The sequence below is a fragment of the Myroides albus genome, from assembly GCF_009711045.1.
Lineage (GTDB): Bacteria > Bacteroidota > Bacteroidia > Flavobacteriales > Flavobacteriaceae > Flavobacterium > Flavobacterium album_A.
The window spans coordinates 26,210-44,894 of record NZ_WMJX01000009.1 but is presented as its reverse complement, the minus strand read 5'-3'; the positions used below and the strand labels follow the sequence as shown (position 1 = coordinate 44,894).

16 protein-coding genes are annotated in these 18,685 nt (G+C 34.8%); 11 read left to right on the top strand and 5 right to left on the bottom strand.

Features of this window, described 5'->3' with window-relative positions; translation table 11 throughout:
* Positions 1–62 precede the first annotated feature (62 nt).
* Positions 63–1,070, bottom strand: coding sequence for a type I glyceraldehyde-3-phosphate dehydrogenase (gap, locus tag GJV76_RS06030; protein ID WP_155091741.1), 1,008 nt, complete (start codon positions 1,068–1,070; stop codon positions 63–65).
* A 49-nt stretch (positions 1,071–1,119) separates the two neighbouring features.
* Complete coding sequence (gene lipA, locus GJV76_RS06025; RefSeq protein WP_155091740.1) at positions 1,120–1,992, bottom strand: lipoyl synthase; 873 nt, start codon at positions 1,990–1,992, stop codon at positions 1,120–1,122.
* A gap of 400 nt (positions 1,993–2,392) precedes the next feature.
* Between lipA and nhaA the strand changes: the two genes are divergently transcribed.
* From nhaA to GJV76_RS05995, 6 genes are all read left to right on the top strand, one after another.
* Positions 2,393–3,742 (top strand): Na+/H+ antiporter NhaA, encoded by a 1,350-nt coding sequence (gene nhaA / locus GJV76_RS06020; RefSeq protein WP_155091739.1) that lies wholly within the window; start codon positions 2,393–2,395, stop codon positions 3,740–3,742.
* A gap of 139 nt (positions 3,743–3,881) precedes the next feature.
* Positions 3,882–5,513 carry an ABC-F family ATP-binding cassette domain-containing protein gene (locus tag GJV76_RS06015; protein ID WP_155091738.1) on the top strand — a complete coding sequence of 544 codons (1,632 nt, stop codon included), beginning with the start codon at positions 3,882–3,884 and terminating at the stop codon, positions 5,511–5,513.
* A gap of 472 nt (positions 5,514–5,985) precedes the next feature.
* Positions 5,986–7,377, top strand: a complete 1,392-nt coding sequence (locus tag GJV76_RS06010; RefSeq protein ID WP_155091737.1) for a TolC family protein — start codon at positions 5,986–5,988, stop codon at positions 7,375–7,377.
* Positions 7,378–7,391: 14 nt separating this feature from the next.
* Positions 7,392–8,378: an HlyD family secretion protein gene (locus GJV76_RS06005; RefSeq protein WP_155091736.1), complete on the top strand. Its 987-nt coding sequence runs from the start codon at positions 7,392–7,394 to the stop codon at positions 8,376–8,378.
* Positions 8,379–8,389: 11 nt separating this feature from the next.
* Positions 8,390–9,556: an ABC transporter permease gene (locus GJV76_RS06000; RefSeq protein ID WP_317162598.1), complete on the top strand. Its 1,167-nt coding sequence runs from the start codon at positions 8,390–8,392 to the stop codon at positions 9,554–9,556.
* On the top strand, positions 9,549–10,745 hold the full coding sequence (locus tag GJV76_RS05995) for an ABC transporter permease (RefSeq protein WP_155091735.1): 1,197 nt from the start codon (positions 9,549–9,551) through the stop codon (positions 10,743–10,745). The genes GJV76_RS06000 and GJV76_RS05995 overlap by 8 nt, the downstream gene beginning before the upstream one ends.
* Positions 10,746–10,795: 50 nt before the next feature.
* Here GJV76_RS05995 and GJV76_RS05990 read toward each other — a convergent pair whose 3' ends face one another.
* On the bottom strand, positions 10,796–11,635 hold the full coding sequence (locus GJV76_RS05990; RefSeq protein ID WP_155091734.1) for a DUF6929 family protein: 840 nt from the start codon (positions 11,633–11,635) through the stop codon (positions 10,796–10,798).
* Positions 11,636–11,710: 75 nt separating this feature from the next.
* Here GJV76_RS05990 and GJV76_RS05985 point away from each other — a divergent pair, with 75 nt between their 5' ends.
* The 3 genes from GJV76_RS05985 to GJV76_RS05975 all read left to right on the top strand — a co-directional run bounded on the left by GJV76_RS05985 (position 11,711) and on the right by GJV76_RS05975 (position 14,395).
* Positions 11,711–12,583 carry a PPK2 family polyphosphate kinase gene (locus tag GJV76_RS05985; RefSeq protein WP_155091733.1) on the top strand — a complete coding sequence of 291 codons (873 nt, stop codon included), beginning with the start codon at positions 11,711–11,713 and terminating at the stop codon, positions 12,581–12,583.
* A 181-nt stretch (positions 12,584–12,764) separates the two neighbouring features.
* On the top strand, positions 12,765–14,138 hold the full coding sequence (locus GJV76_RS05980; protein WP_155091732.1) for an MATE family efflux transporter: 1,374 nt from the start codon (positions 12,765–12,767) through the stop codon (positions 14,136–14,138).
* A gap of 11 nt (positions 14,139–14,149) precedes the next feature.
* Positions 14,150–14,395, top strand: coding sequence for a hypothetical protein (locus GJV76_RS05975; protein WP_155091731.1), 246 nt, complete (start codon positions 14,150–14,152; stop codon positions 14,393–14,395).
* 12 nt (positions 14,396–14,407) lie between these two features.
* Here the strand turns inward: GJV76_RS05975 and meaB are convergent, their stop codons facing one another.
* Entirely contained in the window at positions 14,408–15,502 is a 1,095-nt protein-coding gene (meaB, locus tag GJV76_RS05970) for a methylmalonyl Co-A mutase-associated GTPase MeaB (RefSeq protein WP_258204077.1), read from the bottom strand.
* A 131-nt stretch (positions 15,503–15,633) separates the two neighbouring features.
* On the opposite strand from meaB, the gene GJV76_RS05965 reads away from it, so the two are divergent.
* Positions 15,634–16,878 (top strand): MFS transporter, encoded by a 1,245-nt coding sequence (locus tag GJV76_RS05965; RefSeq protein ID WP_155091730.1) that lies wholly within the window; start codon positions 15,634–15,636, stop codon positions 16,876–16,878.
* A gap of 51 nt (positions 16,879–16,929) precedes the next feature.
* On the top strand, positions 16,930–17,154 hold the full coding sequence (locus tag GJV76_RS05960; RefSeq protein ID WP_155091729.1) for a hypothetical protein: 225 nt from the start codon (positions 16,930–16,932) through the stop codon (positions 17,152–17,154).
* A gap of 59 nt (positions 17,155–17,213) precedes the next feature.
* Here the strand turns inward: GJV76_RS05960 and mgtE are convergent, their stop codons facing one another.
* Complete coding sequence (mgtE, locus tag GJV76_RS05955; RefSeq protein ID WP_155091728.1) at positions 17,214–18,527, bottom strand: magnesium transporter; 1,314 nt, start codon at positions 18,525–18,527, stop codon at positions 17,214–17,216.
* Between the last annotated feature and the right edge of the window lie 158 nt (positions 18,528–18,685).

Genomic DNA, 18,685 nt, shown 5'->3' with positions numbered 1-18,685 from the left:
AAAGAAAAGCAGTTTGCTTTATGTCATCATGGGGACTTCAGTAAACAAACTGCTTCGTAATATTATTTTTTTATGGAATCTACATATAGAATCAAATCAATCAATCGAGAGGAATAGCCGATTTCATTGTCATACCATCCCACTACTTTAACCATCTTGTCGAGTACAGATGTGAGCTGTGAGTCAAACAGGCAAGAATGTGGGTTACCTATGATATCAACTGACACAATGGGATCAGAAGTATAGTCTAATATTCCTTTTAAATGTGTTTCTGCTGCTGATTTGAATGCTTGATTTATTTCTTCGATGGTAACTTCTCTTTTGACATAACAAGTTATATCTGTCAAAGAGCCATCAGGAACGGGAACGCGAATACCTCCACCGCCGATTTTACCTTCGTATTCAGGGAATATTTTAGTTAATGCCTTAGCTGCTCCAGTGGTCGTAGGAACAATTGATTGGGCAGCACCTCTTGCCCTGCGTAAATCTTTGTGAGGTTGGTCGTGTAAGCTTTGATCTGTTGTATAAGAGTGAACAGTCGTGATATACGCTTGTTCTATACCACACAATTCCTTGATAACCTTCACCATTGGCGCTGCATTATTTGTAGTACAACTGGCATTGGAGATGATTAATTCTTCTCCTGTAAGTATATCTTGATTCACACCCAGTACAATTGTTTTTATGGTATTGTCTTCTGGAGGAACAGATAGGATTACTCGCTTAGCCCCTTGTTCGATGTGCTGCTGTAGAGCATCATATGTTTTTCTCTTACCTGTAGACTCAACAACGTAGTCTATATCAAGGTGTTTCCAATTGATTTGTTGGATTTCACTTTGTCTAAAGAAAAAGATCTTGCGTCCATCTACATAAATGTGATCTTGATCATGGGTAATTTGATTTGGTAGAATCCCGTGAATACTATCGTATTTAAGTAAGTGAGCCATTGTTTGCGTATCCGCTAAATCATTAATAGCAACAACTTCAATTTGGGGATGACTAAGGAGTAGTTTGAAAAGGTTACGACCGATACGGCCAAAACCATTAATCGCTATGCGTATTTTATTCATAAACTATTAAACAAGAAGGTCGCTTACTAAGCGACCTGTTTCTTTATTGTTATAAAAGGTGTTTTTGTGCTCTATATGAAGAACGAACTAAGGCTCCACTTTCTACGTGTCTGAATCCTAATTCCAAACCTATCTCCTCATACTTTTTGAACTGTTCGGGAGTGATAAACTCTTTTACAGGTAGGTGCTTTTTACTTGGTTGTAAGTATTGACCGATTGTCAGTACATCCAAGTTCACCGCTCTTAAATCATGCATGGTTTGGATTACTTCTTCTTCAGTTTCACCAAGGCCTAACATGATACCTGATTTTGTTCTGTTGATTCCTTGATCTTTCAAGTATTTTAATACTTCTAAACTTCTCTCGTATTTAGCTTGTATACGCACTTCACGTGTTAATCGACGTACTGTTTCCATATTGTGAGAGACAATTTCAGGAGCTACTGCAATGATGCGATCTATGTTTGTCTCTATTCCTTGGAAGTCTGGAATTAATGTTTCCATTGTTGTTCCAGGACTTATACGGCGTACAGCATCTACAGTTTCTGCCCAAATGATAGAACCTCCATCTTTTAAATCATCTCGGTCAACACTTGTGATTACTGCGTGTTTAATCTTCATTAATTTAATAGAGCGAGCTACTTTTTCAGGTTCATCCCAATCCACTGTTTCTGGTCGTCCTGTTTTTACACCACAGAATCCACAAGAACGCGTACAGATGTTACCTAAAATCATGAATGTAGCGGTTCCTTCACCCCAACATTCTCCCATGTTAGGACAACTACCTGATGTACAGATTGTGTGAAGTTTATATTTGTCAACTAAACCTCTTAATTCTGTATATTTTTTACCAGTAGGCAATTTTACACGTAACCATTTCGGTTTAGCTTTTGGCTGTATATTTGAATCTAAAATTGAGTCCATATTTTTGATTTTCAAAAAGCAAATATACTTATTCTATCTATTTTTAACCACTCTTTTAAGAGGGATTTAGCTAATTGGTTGTATATCAAAGAATAGGAGGTCTTGGTCTTTGTGGTTATTTGGTGTGATTTGGATGTGAATTGCTGTTAGTCAGATTGTTGATTTTTCAATGGTTATAAGCGATAAGAATGGGGTAGAACAAACAGACTTGATTGATTCAGTGCACTACATTGTCAATTTACTTCTATTCAACTTTAATTCATTTGTCTTTTTCAAGGATTAACAAGAAGGTTTAAGTACTGTAAAACCTCGATAATCACAAGATTTAATACAAAAATAAGGTTACTAATTTGCCTAAAAGTATCAGAAAAACTATATTCGCTAACAAATTTAAAAAACGATGGATAACAATATTAAATTATCTCCAGCAGATAAATGGATTACGGCGCCAATGAGTAGATTCATGAGTAAATCTACGTCTGGTGGGATAGTATTATTTTTAGCTGCTGTATTTGCTATTTTTATGGCTAATTCTCAATGGGCTGATGCATATATGAGCTTTTGGGATGATAATCATATTGGCTTTACGCTTAATGATATGACGTTGAATCACTCTTTAAAGCATTGGGTGAATGATGGATTGATGGCAATCTTTTTCTTTGTGGTTGGTTTAGAATTGAAACGAGAATTGACAACAGGAGAACTATCTTCACCTAAGAAAGCAATGTTGCCTATCATAGCGGCTATTGGTGGAATGGTGGTACCTGCTACTGTTTATTTGATCTTCAATGGTGGAACTGATGCAGCACATGGTTGGGGGATTCCGATGGCAACTGATATTGCTTTTGCCCTTGGAGTACTGTATTTATTAGGTGATAGAGTACCTACTTCACTTAAAGTGTTTTTGACTGCTTTAGCTATTGCAGATGACTTAGGTGCTGTATTAGTTATAGCGATGTTCTATACAAGTGATTTGTCAATTACTAATTTGGGAATGGGACTTGGATTCTTTGGATTGTTAGTGTTGAGTAATTTAATAGGAATCAGAAATACAATTTACTATGCTATTATTGGTATTGGTGGAGTGTGGTTGTGTTTTTTACTATCTGGTGTTCACGCGACGATTGCAGCGGTTTTAGCAGCTTTTGCAATTCCGAGTACGGCAAAAGTTAACGAATCATACTTCGTTACTAAATTAAATAGCTTAAGAGATCGATTCAGTAAAATTGATCCTGATGATAAAATACCAAACTTGACTGGTGCTCAGATGGAGTGTGTTCACGATATAAAAGATTTGTCAAGAGATGCTTTACCAGCTTCTATTCGCTTGGAGCATAGTATGCATAACTTTGTGGCTTTCTTTGTAATGCCTGTTTTCGCACTTGCGAATGCTGCTATTCCAATCAGCTTAGGTGACGGTGGTTTCAGTGCTGTAACTTTAGGGGTGGCATTTGGACTGTTAATAGGAAAAGTTATTGGTGTGTCTGGACTAACTGCTTTGTTGATTAAATTGAAAGTAGTTTCGATGCCTAAAGGAATGACTTATTTGAATCTATTGGGATTAGGGTTCTTAGCGGCGATTGGATTTACAATGTCGTTATTCGTTACTGAATTAGCATTTGATATCAATCTACATCCAGAGTTCCCTGATCAAGCTAAACTGGGGATTTTAATGGCTTCAGGTTTAGGTGGAGTTATTGGTTATGTCTTGCTTTTTATGTTTGGTAAAAAGAAAGAAGAAATGGAATAATAAGGGTATATTACCCAATGAATATACAAGCTCTGTGGAAGTTAATTCACAGAGCTTTTTTTATTATTTCAAATCTGCTAAATGGTATCTAACAAATACTATATTTGCAAATAATTATAAAATAGATATACGAAGTTACATGATTACAGTTAACGACATTTCAGTTCAGTTTGGTGGTACTACATTATTTAGTGGTGTCAATTTTTCGATTAATGAAAACGACAAGATTGCTCTTATGGGGAAGAATGGAGCAGGAAAATCTACTCTATTAAAGATTGTTGCAGGGGTAAATAAACCATCTACTGGAAGTATATCTGCACCAAAAGATGCCGTAATTGCTTATTTGCCACAGCACTTATTGACAGAGGATAATTGTACTGTGATGGAAGAAGCATCTAAGGCTTATGCGAGTATATTCTCTATGAAAAAAGAGATTGATGAGCTTAATGAAGAGTTGACTGTTCGCACCGATTATGAGAGTGATGCTTATATGAAGTTGATTGAACGTGTATCTGAGCTAAGTGAAAAGTTTTATTCAATTGAAGAAGTTAATTATGAGGCTGAAGTAGAGAAGATTTTGAAAGGTCTGGGATTCGAAAGAGAAGATTTTACACGCCCAACTTCTGAATTTAGTGGAGGCTGGCGAATGCGAATTGAATTGGCTAAGATCTTATTGCAGAAACCAGATTTAATTCTTTTAGATGAGCCTACCAACCACATGGATATCGAGAGTATTCAGTGGTTAGAGGATTTTTTAATTAATCAAGCTAAAGCGGTGATGGTTATTTCCCATGACCGTGCATTTGTGGATAATATTACAAATCGTACAATCGAAGTTACGATGGGTAAAATCTATGATTATAAAGCGAAGTATTCTGACTACTTAGTGTTGCGTCAAGATAGACGTGCTCATCAGTTAAAAGCGTATGAAGAACAGCAAAAGATGATTGCGGAAACAACTGAATTTATAGAGCGTTTTAAAGGAACTTATTCGAAGACTTTACAAGTGCAATCTCGTGTAAAAATGCTTGAAAAGTTGGAAATAATTGAAGTAGATGAAGTGGATAACTCTGCACTTAGATTAAAGTTTCCACCTGCTGCGCGCGCTGGACAGTATCCTGTTGTGGTAAAAGATCTTTCGAAGTCCTATGGTGAGCACGTGGTGTTTAAAGATGCCAATATGGTGATTGAAAGAGGGCAAAAAGTTGCTTTTGTTGGAAAGAATGGGGAAGGTAAATCTACGATGATTAAAGCGATCATGAAGGAAATTGACTTTACAGGTGACGTAGAGATAGGGCATAATGCTCAAATTGGATATTTTGCACAGAATCAAGCTTCTTTGTTAGATGAGAACTTAACAATCTTCGAAACAGTTGACAGAATTGCAGAAGGAGATATCAGAACGCAGATAAAGAATATTTTGGGAGCTTTTATGTTCTCAGGAGATGATATTCAAAAAAAGGTTAAAGTACTTTCAGGAGGTGAGAAAACGCGTCTTGCGATGGTTAAGTTATTATTAGAGCCATATAATGTGTTGATTCTCGATGAGCCTACGAACCACTTAGATATGAAGACAAAGGACATTATCAAAGATGCGTTAAGGGACTTTGAAGGAACAGTTATTTTAGTGTCACACGACCGTGACTTCTTGGACGGTTTAGCAGAGAAAGTATTTGAGTTTGGAAACAAACGTGTAAAAGAGCATTTTGAGGACATCAAAGGATTCTTAGCACATAAAAAAATGGAAAGTTTACGCGAAATTGAAAAATAGTTACTTTTCTACATAAAAGATAGAGCCCTCTTTAGTTAGAGGGCTTTTTTTATTTATCTACTATTTTATTTTGGTTATGTCTTTCCACTTATAAAGGCAAAGGTAAAAGACGAGTTACTTGTAGTAATCAGTTGGTGTATTTTTATCTTATAAAACTTAGTAGTCAATAGGTTGTGTAGTCGGTGTGTATTGTGTATATTATTATGGAAATGGGTTGTAATGGCATGCGTTTTGATTTACCTACCTTAGTTCCTTTGAACTTGGGTATATGAGTTTCTGTGATAGGTGGTAATAATTTAGGAAAAAACGTGATTTTTTTGTATTAATTAACTTTGTAAAAGAAGGAGTTTTCGCGATTATGACTTCATTTTTAGATAAAATAGTTTAATTTTATGCGAAAATTTGTAGTTACCAAGTGAAGGGATTTTTAGAAAATACAAAGCAAGGTATATATAATATCAAATAGTAGTCAATGAATAGATTGAAATTAAAGGGGATTTTTACTGTTGTATGTGGAAGTATTCTCTGTGTATTTACATCAAACACTGCTCAAGCACAAACGCTGACTTTTTCTCAGGCATATGAAATGATGCATAAAGAGAATAGCGCGTTGAAAGCACAAGAAAAACAAGAAGAAGTGCATGAATACGAATGGAAAGCAGCCAAGGGATTGCGTTATCCAACAGTTAAGGCATTTGGGATGGGCGTTTATTTGGATCGATCTTTAGGAGTTGATTTGAATGGACTTCGCAATGGAGTAGGAGATTTTGTTCATTTACCTAATCCTGAGCTTTTGGGCAACTGGAGTGTTTCTTTTAACAAAAGAGACATGGCTTTTGGTGGGTTTATGGCTACTTGGCCTTTGTTTACAGGAGGAAAGATAAATGCTGCTATCAAGGCAAAAAGTATTCAAAAAGAAATAGGAGAAAAAGATTTAGAGAATAAGCAAAATCAATTGATTTCAGAATTAGCCCAGCGCTATTATGCAGTAAAGTTAGCTGATGAGGCAGTAAAAGTGCGCGAAGAAGTGCTAAAGGGAATGCAACACCATTTGCACGATGCAACTAAGTTAGAGGAGAATGGCATGATCGCTCCTGTAGAGAGGCTATCTGCCGATGTGGCTGTCTCAGAGGCAAGACGTCAGTTGGATGCAGCTATTAAAGATATCAAATTGGCACGCATTGCTTTGGCCAATACACTTGAAGTAGATGAGGTGCCAGAAGACTTGGTAAGTGGTTTCTTTATTTTAGACGCATTGGAGGATTTAGATTTTTACAAAGATGCTGCTTTAATCAACTACCCTATACTTCAAAAATTAGTTCTTCAGAAGGATTTAGCAGAACAAGGAATTAAAGCTAAGAAATCGGCTTACTATCCTACTGTGGCAGCTTTTGGTCAAACAATTTTAGCGCACAATAACCCAATGAGTGCTGGTGTTATGCACGATAATGATAATGTTTGGGTAGTCGGAGTAGGAGTGTCGTACACTCTATTTGAGGGATTGAGAAATCGAAATGAGATTAAGGCTGCAAAGGCTACAAAAGAAAGTGTTGAACTTTTTGAAACAAAAGCTAAGAACGATGTGCAAATGCTTGTGACCAAGTTGTATCAAGATATTGAAAAACAAGTTGAGCAAATAGAAAACTTGTCAACACAAGAAAAGTTAGGAGAAGAACTTTTACGCGTGCGCAACAAAGCTTTTTCAGAAGGGTTTGCTTCTTCTACAGATGTTGTGGATGCAGAAATGAAACTTTCGGGAATTAAATTACAAAAACTTCAAGCTCATTTTAATTATGCTATAAACGTAGCTTCATTATTAGAGTACGCAGGTTTAAGTCAGAATTTTATAGAATACGCAAAATAATATTAAGGTAAAAGATGAAAAATAAAGCTATTAGTGCACTTATAGGAGTAGTTGCTGTTGTTCTCATTGTAGTGATCTCTATTTGGTTCATGACAGGAGATAAAGATTCTTATATTCAAGGACAAGTTGAGGCAACTCAAATAAATGTCGCATCAAAAATACCTGGACGTATTGATGCTATCTATGTAAAAGAAGGGGATAAAGTTAAGAGTGGGCAAGTATTGTTGCAAATTAGTACACCAGAAATAGACGCTAAGTTGGCTCAGGCAGAGTCTGTGCAAAAAGCAGCTCAAGCATTAGATGCCAAAGCGACAAAAGGAGCAAGAGAAGAAGAAATACAAGCAGCCTATAATATGTGGCAACAAGCCAAAATTGGTGCTGAACTTGCCGCTAAAACATATACAAGGGTAGAGAACTTGTTTAATGAGAAAGTACTACCAGCACAGAAAAAAGATGAGGCTTATACACAGTATAAAGCTGCTCAAGAGGTTGAAAAAGCCGCTCATTCTCAATATAGAATGGCAACAAATGGAGCTCGTGTAGAGGATAAGCAAGCTGCTTTGGCTAAAGTACATCAAGCAATGGCTGCTGTGCAGGAAGTGCAAATATTAAAAGGAGAGGGAGAAGTAAAAGCTCCTCAATCGGGAGAGGTACTGACGATTATGCCTAATAAAGGGGAAATTGTAAATTCTGGATATCCTATTGTAAACTTAGTTGATTTAGATGATGTATGGGTATATTTTAATATTAAGGAGAATCTAATGCCTTATTTTAAAATGGGAGCTAAGTTACATGCTAGCGTTCCTGCATTAGGTAATCAAGAGATCGAATTAGAAGTAAAGTATATTGCAGCTCAAGCAGATTATGCAACATGGAGTGCAACAAAAACTAAAGGGGAGTTCGATATGAAAACATTTCTGATTAAAGCTTATCCAGTGAAAAAGGTTGATGGTCTACGTCCTGGAATGAGTGCTTTAGTTTTAGAGAAAAGTTTGAAATAAATCATATTAACGTGAAAAAAGGTTTTGTATCCATATTTAAGAAAGAGTGTGTTAGGATATTTTCTTCTCCAAGATTATTGCTCTTGATGATCGGAATACCGGCTCTGTTATTCTTTTTCTATTCAAGTCTATTGTCGGAAAATGTAGCAAGGAATTTGCCTGTGACACTTTTAGATTTGGATAAAAGTAGTGTATCTCGTCAATTAGTCAGAATGATTGATGCTAATGCTACTATGGATATAGCTTATGAGGTTACAGATGAGTTAGAGGGACAAAGAACGGTTAGAACAGGTAAGTCTTTTGCACTTATTGTTATCCCAAAAGACTTTCATAAGAACGTACAAAACGGATTGGCACCTAATGTGATGTGTTATTTTAATGGACAGTATCTATTACCTGCAGGATTGATTCAACGTGATTTTCAACTGATAGCAGGCTCTTTTGCTGCAGGTGCACAAATTGAAATATTAAAGAAAAAGGGCATGATGCCTGAGCAAACTAAGGGAGTTATTACTCCTATTGGAACAGATAGTCACACTTTGTTTAATCCCTTTTTAAACTATGGTGCTTATTTGAACCTTGGCTTTTTGCCAATGGCTTTTCAAATTGTGGTAATGATTGTTTCGATTTATGCGCTTGGGAATGTTTTAAAATACAAAAGAGGCCATGAATTATTAGAGCAAGCAAACAATAAAGTTTTTGTTGCGATAGTTGGAAAATTACTTCCCTATACAATTGTGTTCTTTATTGTAGGCTTTTTTATGAATAGTTTGTTGTTTTATAAAATACAAGCCCCATTAAATGGCAGCTTTGCTTTTATAAACTTGATTACATTATCATTCATTATTGTGTGTCAATCTATGGCGCTATTTGTAACTTCGGTTGTTACAAGTTTGCGTACGGCTATGACGATTGGAGGAGGATATACTGCATTGGCTTTTTCATTTACGGGTTATACTTTCCCGCCAGAAGGGATGAGCAACTTTGTGCAAGAGCTTAATTATATTTTTCCTTTTCACTCTTATTTGAGATTTGTTATTAGCTATGCTGTTCGCGGTATCTCTTTTAATGGTATGCAACGTACTTATCTGATTGTGTTATCAGTATTTGTTGTTATAGGTATTATTTCGGCTCCGATATATTATTTGCGATTAAAGAAAGGAGGCTACAATGTTTAAGAATCTAATAGCAGGTTTGGCTTTAATTTTTGAAGGTGCTAAACGAGAGGTTAAGTTGATTTTTTCTGATTCAGCAGTAATTACATCTTATATATTTTCCGTTTTATTTGTTTTCTTTTTTTATTCTTACGTTTATTCAAACGAAGTGATAGAAGATTTATCAATTGTAGTGGTAGATCAAGATAACTCTAAGTTAAGTCAACAAGTAGGGCGAATGTTAGATGCAACAGCTCAGGTAAATGTAACTTATAAAACGCAAAGTGTTGACATAGCGCAACAATTGTATAAAGAAGAAAAAGTACATGGTATAATTATTATTCCACCAGATTTTGGACATGATATTCAAAAGGGATTGACTCCTTCAGTTTCAGCTTATTGTGACGCTGCTTATATGCTTTATTATAAGCAAACTATAGGGGCAGTAATGCGTACTATGGGGACGATTAATGCGCAGATAGAAGTAAATAAAACGATGTCTTCTGGTGTACCTATGAAACAGGCAATGGCAAGTAGACGACCATTTAATCCCGTACCAGTTCCTTTGTATAACATAAATTCGGGTTACGGAACATTCTTATTGCCAGTGGTGTTTTTAATTGCTTTACAGACTTTGCAGATTTCTGCTATGGGAGTGATAGGAGGAACACTACGTGAGGGAAATTTGTTTGCGAGAACATTTTCTTATGCGAATAGAAAATATGGTATTTTCTTTTCTACGATTGGAAGGAGTTTAGCTTATTTAGTATTCTCTATGTTCTTAATGATGATTGCTACGTTAGTTGTGACAAGAGCATTTAATTTCCCACTAAGAGGGAATTTATTTGAAATCATCGTATTTTTAATTCCTTTTATTCTGGCAGTTACTTTCTTGGGAATGACAGCCGTTAACTTTTTTAGGAAAAGAGAGGAGGCGTTAATGATTGTAACCATTTTTTCACTGCCAACGATGTTGTTTTCTGGAGCATCTTGGCCAATGAGTTCTTTTCCTCTTTGGATGCAAAAGCTTTCTGTATTTGTTCCTACAACATTAGGAGCACAGGGATATGTTTCCTTGTCGCAATTTGGTGCATCTTTATATGAAATTAAAGATATCTTTATTCAAATGTGGTTAGTTTGTATATTTTACTTTATTTTAGCACTCTGGACCAACAGAAGGTTTATTTGTAAGAAAACTACTAATTCAATATAGCTTTATTTCTGATAAAGCAAAAGCAGATGTATGTGAATACATCTGCTTTTTTATTTGTTTACTGTTAGTTTATATATACCCGTTTGATTTTTGTCGTTGTCGGGATCTTCACATAAGAGAAATTCTATTTCTTTAGCATTTTGTTTGTATATAGTAATTCCTTCGAACTTGTGATTCTCACTGATGACTTTGGTCTTTTCTAATTTGAGTTTCTTTAAGTTGATTTTTCCAATTAAACTTCCTTTAATTTCACCGTCCTTGTAATTGGATGCTACATCTTCTGCAGCAGCTAAAAAGTAAATATCTTCATCTACTTTTACAGCATCAGTAAAAGAGCTCTGTACTTTATTAATCTTTGGTAGTTTAATAGGAAAGTAAGTTAATCTAAAGTTATCTATAATATTCTCACCTGTAACAATGAAGATTCCATTTTGACTTTTAGGTCCATTACCTCTATTAAAAAAATACCAAGTCTCACCGTCTAATATTGCACCTTCGATATTGAAGTTGTCATTGTCTATACCTGCAAAAGCTTTCATCGACTCGTAAAGAATATCCAGTTGCTGGGTACTGATAACTTCATTAGTTAGTTTGTGCACCTCAATTAAGTCAATTCTTTTCTCTGTAGAACCTGAACCAAATATGTAGTAGTTTAATTCATTTTGTGTGATGGATTCAAAATCGGGTTTCATATTCTTAGCGATATTCTCTTGACCATAATCTTCTTGGCTTAAAGGAGTTTTTGTAAAGAGAGTATTAGTCATGTCATAGTGATATAAGTAAGTGCTGTTATCAGCTATGAGGTGTATTTGTTCATCGTTGTATACTATACCGGATGCAGCACTTAATCCGAATATGTGGAATAGAAATTCTAATGTCAATTGTTTCATTTTAAAAATGTTGGATATATAATTTCAAATCTAAATAAAAAATGTTAATTTTTAAGTTCTAAAATAAAGATGATTATGGGATTTGAAAAGAAGTACAAAGTATTAGGGGATATAAAATTAGATGAACTTGCAACTAAACCTGATTTTGAGATGAAATCAAAAAAGGCAGTGCGAAAATTAGATGAAGTGAGTCGCCGATTGGGGAAGTTTCAAGATATAATGTATGCACATAATCGCTACAGTGTTCTGATTTGCCTACAAGGGATGGATGCTGCGGGTAAAGATAGTTTAATCAGAGAGGTATTTAAATCTTTTAATGCCAGGGGAGTTGATGTACAGAGTTTTAAGCGACCTACTTCTTTTGAGTTAGAACACGATTATATGTGGAGGCATTATGTTACTCTTCCAGAAAGAGGAAAGTTTACAGTATTTAATCGCACCCATTATGAAAATGTGTTGGTTTCTAAAGTACATCCAGAAATAGTGCTGAATGAGCGCATTCCTAACATTGAGAGTTTAGAGGATATCACTGATGATTTCTGGGAAAAAAGATACACTGAAATACAAAATTTTGAAAAGCACATTAGCAATAATGGAGTGATTGTGCTAAAGTTCTTTTTGCACATGAGTAAGGATGAGCAAAAGAGTAGAATACTGCGCAGATTAGATAAGGACAAACACAATTGGAAGTTTGAGCCAGCTGATGTTAAAGAAAGACAGTATTGGGAGGATTATCAACGCTACTATGAAATGGCAATCAGTAAAACTTCTACAGAGCAATGTCCGTGGTATGTCATTCCAGCAGATAATAAAGATTTGTGTCGTTATATACTCGCAAGTATTCTTGAGGAGGTAATGAGTCAATATGACGATATTAAGATTCCTGAATTGCCAGACAATGTAAAGGCAGATTTAGCTTTGTACAAGGAGAGGTTAATGAGTGAATAAGTCAATGTAGAATAACCTTTTTAATGTTGCTGTATGACCTTGTTTGTAAAAAGAAGTGAGGTTTTTATTTTTAGATTATTTTTTAATACTATAGGAATAGGGGAAATCTTTTTAAAGCATTAGTATAATTGAGATATATTATCGAAATCAACTCATTATATTTGCAAAAAAGTTTTAGAGGATGAACTTATCGATTTACTTTAGTGAGTTTAGATATAATATAAAGTTAGCGTATCCTATTATTTTAGCTATGTTAGGACATACCATAGTTGGAGTAATAGACAATATAATGGTAGGGAAAATAGGTGCTACTGAATTAGCAGCAGCTTCACTTGCCAATAGTTTTGTGTTTATAGCTATTTCTTTAGGAGTAGGTTTCTCAACAGCTCTTACGCCTTTAATAGCGCATAGTGATGCGGAGAATAATACAAAAGAAGGACGTTCAGTTTTTGTGAACGGACTATTTCTATGTACGACTTTAGGTATATTATTGTTTGCGATAATTTACTTTGCTAAACCGTTGCTTATGCATATGGGACAACCAGAAGAAGTAACAGTTTTAGCAAAGCCCTTTTTGGATATCGTAGCTTTGTCGTTGATTCCCATGGTAATGTATCAAGCCTACAAGCAATTTGCAGACGGAAAATCGCAGACCAAGAACGCCATGTATGCAACTGTAATATCAAATGTAACTAATGTTTTATTTAATTATTTATTGATTTATGGTATTTGGATTTTTCCTGAGCTGGGAATGTTAGGAGCAGCATATGGAACTTTGATTTCTCGATTGGTCATGATTGTTTACATGCATTTTGCTTTGAGAAAGCAAGAAATGTTCAAACCTTTTCTGTTGGATATTAAATTATCAGAGGTAAGTAGAGATATGTTGAGTAAAATTACCAAGATAGGAATACCCTCTGGTATGATGAGCTTCTTCGAAGTAGCATTATTTGTAGGGGCAGTATGGTTGTCGGGCATGATCGGTACTGTATCTCAAGCAGCTAATCAAATTGCACTGAGTATGTCTTCTATGACATTTATGTTCGCCAGTGGATTAAGTGTTGCAGCAATGATTCGCGTGGGTAATCAAAGAGGACTAAAGGATTATGTAAAATTAAAGACCGTAGCAAGATCTATTATGCTGATGGCTGTAATTATTTATATAGGTTTCGCTTTGTTCTTTATAGTGTTTAGAAATTATATTCCAATGCTTTTCTTGGATAACAAGGACTTGGTAAATGAGGTAGTCAATAGTGAAGTAATTGCAGTTGCTGGTCAACTGTTGTTAATCTGTGCATTCTTTCAAATTTCAGACTGTATTCAAGTAGTGACATTAGGAGCACTTAGAGGACTACAAGATGTCAATATACCAATGATTATAACATTCATTTCTTATTGGATTGTAGGATTCCCTGTTTCAATCTACTTGAGTTTATATACTGATATTGGTGCTCCAGGGATATGGATTGGATTATTAGCAGGATTAACAATGGCCGCAATTTTTTTATATCTTCGCTTCCACATATTATCAAATAGATTAATCAGAAACAATTAATACATTATACAATGGAATTACCTAAATTCGTTTTAGCAGATAATACAGATAACCCAGACGATATCTTCATTATTCACTTAGAGTTTCCTCGTTTTATTATTAACTTAAATACAGATGAGATAGAATTTTTAGAGTCTATAGAAGAATCTGAAGAAAGTGAAGTTGAGTCAGAAATGGAAACGCTAATCGTACAAGCAGGAAAGTTTTACGAACGCGAAATGGAACGATATGTTGAAGATGAAGATTTAGAAGATTAATTTTCTGAAAGCTTATTCTTTGAAATAAAGTTTTAAAATATCTTGAGCAGCTGCGAAAGGTGATATCTCACTATTTTGCACTGCTTTTTTATTGTGTACAATTTGCTGTTTGATTATAGGGTCATTATAAAAACGCATCAATATATTTTCATTAATAGTTTCCATCATCCAATATTGATTTTGTTCTTTTCTTCTATTTTCAAAATAAGTATTTTCTTTGGTCAGATTGATGTAATCTTGTATAAGATTCCAAACCTCCAATATACCAGTGTTTTGCAAGGCACTGCATGTACGTACTTTTGGAGTCCAATCAGATGCTTTCTTTGGAAATAGGTGTAGAGCTCTATTGTATTCAAGTTTAGCTTGATGGGCTTTATTGATATTTTCGCCATCAGCTTTGTTTATAATAACAGCATCAGCCATTTCCATAATACCTCTTTTTATTCCTTGTAATTCATCACCTGCGCCAGCGAGGTTAAGCAATAGAAAAAAGTCAACCATACTGTGTACTGCTGTTTCACTTTGTCCTACACCAACAGTTTCAACAAGGATTGTGTCAAATCCACAAGCTTCACATAGGATTATACTTTCTCTTGTTTTTCGAGCAACTCCACCTAAGCTATCTCCCGATGCTGAAGGACGAATATAGGCGTTCTCATCCTTTACAAGGTCCTCCATTCTTGTTTTATCACCTAATATACTTCCTCCAGTGACACTGCTACTGGGATCAATGGCTAAAACAGCAACCTTCTTACCTAAAGAAGTGAGTAGTTTACCAAAAGCTTCAATAAAAGTACTTTTACCTACACCAGGAACTCCAGTTATTCCGATTCGAATAGACTTATTAGCATAGGGTAAGCAGCCTTGAATAATTTGTTCTGCTTGACTGTGATGCTGTAAATTTAAGCTTTCTACTAAAGTAATGGCTTGGCTGAGTGCTACTTTGTCTTGTTGAATGATGCGATTAATTATTTCTTCAGTATTGATTTTCTTTCTTCTTCTTTCCTGAAATCGCTTAATTGCCTGTGCATTGGTAATATTTGGTTGTTCAATACCTTCATTTTCTTGTAAAGCTGATTTGTTTGGATGAGGGTTTGATGTGTGCACGGTAATAAGTTTTTGTAGTTGATAAAAAGTAAATGTAGTAAAATTATCCGTTCGTATAATTTAAGAATATCAAATTATGTTCTTAGGCTGTATATACTACCTTTGCTTTTCCCAATTTTAAATAATCAAATATGAATAACTTATTAAGTGTGCCAAGTAGAGTGATAAGTAAGATAAACGAACAAACTCAAGCACAGCGCACTGTTTATCCAATTTTGCTTGCAATTAGTTTTGGACATTTATGCAATGATTTAATACAAGCTATTGTTCCTGCAGCTTACCCTATGTTGAAAGATAATTATAACTTGAGTTTTGCTCAAATTGGTATGATTACCTTTTGCTTTCAATTATCATCCTCTTTATTGCAGCCTTTAGTTGGTAGTTATACAGATAAACATCCTCAGCCTTACTCTCAAATATTCGGTATGATATGCAGTATGTTAGGTGTGATACTATTGAGTTATGCTCCATCTTATGCGATGGTGTTATGTGCAGTTATTTTAATAGGTATAGGGTCTTCTATATTTCATCCAGAATCATCAAGAGTATCCTATGTTGCATCTGGAGGCAAACGAAGTTTAGCCCAATCTATATTTCAGATCGGTGGAAACACTGGAACTGCCTTAGCTCCTTTATTAGTAGCTTGGCTTGTATTACCACATGGACAACAACACTTATTGTGGTTTGTAGTGGTAGCTATTATCGCCCAGTTCTTTTATATGTTTATAGGTAACTGGTATAAAAAAGTATTGGTTCACCAAGCATCAAAAGCGAAGAAAGTAATCCGCATACCTGAGTTGTCTAAGCTTAGAGTGAATATGTCAATTATTGTATTGCTTTTATTGATTTTCTCAAAGTATTTTTACGTAGCGAGTATCTCGAGTTATTTCCAATTCTACACTATGGAACGCTTTGGAATTAGCGAAGTACAAGCACAAGTTTACTTGTTCTATTTTTTACTGTCTGTAGCAGCTGGTACTTTGATTGGTGGCTTTTTTGGAGATAGAGTAGGAAGAAAGTATATTATATGGTTCTCAGTGCTTGGTGTTGCACCATTTACTATTTTATTGCCTTTTGCAAATCTCTTTTGGACTGGAATATTGATTGTTATTATCGGATTTATATTGTCATCTGCTTTCCCTTCAATTTTAGTTTATGCGCAAGAACTTTTACCTAAAAAGATAGGTATGGTATCTGGATTGTTTTATGGTTTTGCTTTTGGTATGGGAGGTTTAGGTTCTGCTGTTTTAGGATGGTGGGCTGATCATACTTCTATTGAGACTATTTATCATATTTGTGCTTATTTACCTTTAATAGGTATCATTGCTGCATTTTTGCCAAATATGAAAAAGGTCAATTTTAGAGAGGAAGTATAATTTATATTTATTGCTATCTTTGAGTGTATTAACTTTTTGATAGTCAATAGTATGAGTATCTTATATAAACTTAGCGTAATAGCGTTTATCGTTTCGTCTTGTAGTGGTAAAGTTGGTTTAAGTGCTAAATCAAATGACTATAAGACAGCATACAAAAAAAGTGTTGAAGTGTATGATAAGGATGTCAGTTCTGAAATTTACAACAGAGAAATTTCTCCTATTATGACAGGAGAAGGAAAGATATTAAGTCCATATAGAACACTTCCTCAACAGTAGGTAACAAAAAAAAGGTGTAAGTATTCAAGTACTTACACCTTTTTTGTTAACCTGTATTTTTATAATATTTTTCCTGTTAAGAACATTGCTGCAATTGTAAAGTAAATGATTAATCCAGAAACGTCTACTAAGGTTGCTACAAACGGAGCGGATGCAGTTGCTGGGTCCATACCAAGTTTTCGCAAGATAAATGGAATCAGTGAGCCTGATAACGTTCCCCATAAAACAATAAAGAGAAGGGAAACTGCAACACTTAGTCCTACATAAACCCAATGTTCACCATAGTCATAAATGTGCGATTTTTGCCAAATAAGAATTCTAACAAAACCTATAATACCTAAGATACCTCCCAACATTACTCCTGATGCAAGTTCTTTGCGCATTACATACCACCAATCGCTTATTTTTAGCTCTCCTAAGGCCATAGAACGTATAATTAATGAGGCTGCTTGAGATCCGGAGTTACCTCCACTGGAAATGATAAGTGGAACGAATAAGGCTAATACTACTGCCTTTTCTATTTCATCTTCAAAATGTCCCATTGCAGATGCTGTAAGCATTTCTCCAAGGAAAAGGATAATTAACCAACCGGCTCTTTTTCTAACTAATTCAAATAATGGTGTTTGAGTATACGAAAGATCTAATTCTTCCATCCCCCCAAACTTCTGAATATCTTCTGTATCCCTATCTTTAATAGCGTCTAAGATATCATCGAATGTAACAATACCGACTAATACTCCTTTTTCCGTTATAATAGGTAAAGCAGAGCGATCGTATTTTTCAAAAATATCAAATGCTTCCTCTGTGTGTGTAGTTGTCGTTATAGCAATAAAATTACTATCTATCAATTCAGATATAAGTGTATCTTCTTCTGCAAGAAGTAATTCTCCAACTTTTAAGTCATCAATTAATCGATTGTGATCATCGACTACATAAATATAGTTTAAAGTCTCCGCTTTTTTACCGTATTTTTTAATGTGTTGAAAGACTTGTTTGACAGTTCTATTCGCCTTTGTTTGTATATACAAGGGCGTCATTAACCTCGCAATACTATCTTCATTATATCCAATTAGGTTAAGCGCTATCTGTTTTTCTTCCGCATTCAGTAAGTTAATAGAGTATTTGATTAACTCATCAGGAAAATTTTCAAGTAATTCAGTACGGTCATCTGGTTCAAGATTATTTAAAACTTCCGCATAATCCTCTTGAGTCATACTGCGAACAATCTCCTCTTGTATATTTATATCTAAAAATGAGAATACTTCGACCTTCAGATCAGGAGAAAGCTTTAGAAATTCAAGGTTTCGCTCTTTTCTCTTCATCTCAGAGATAGCTTCAGCTATGTCGGCTGGGTGCAAATCTTTAAATGTCATAGATTGAAGTTTTTAAATATTAAATAATCTTTATTTTTTATTAGTGATGCAAAAGTACGTTATCCTATGTACACTAAAAAATTTCTAATGGATTTATAATAAAAAAACAATTTTTATTTATCGTAATAATCTTAATTTTATAAGTTTTGTTGCGTAAT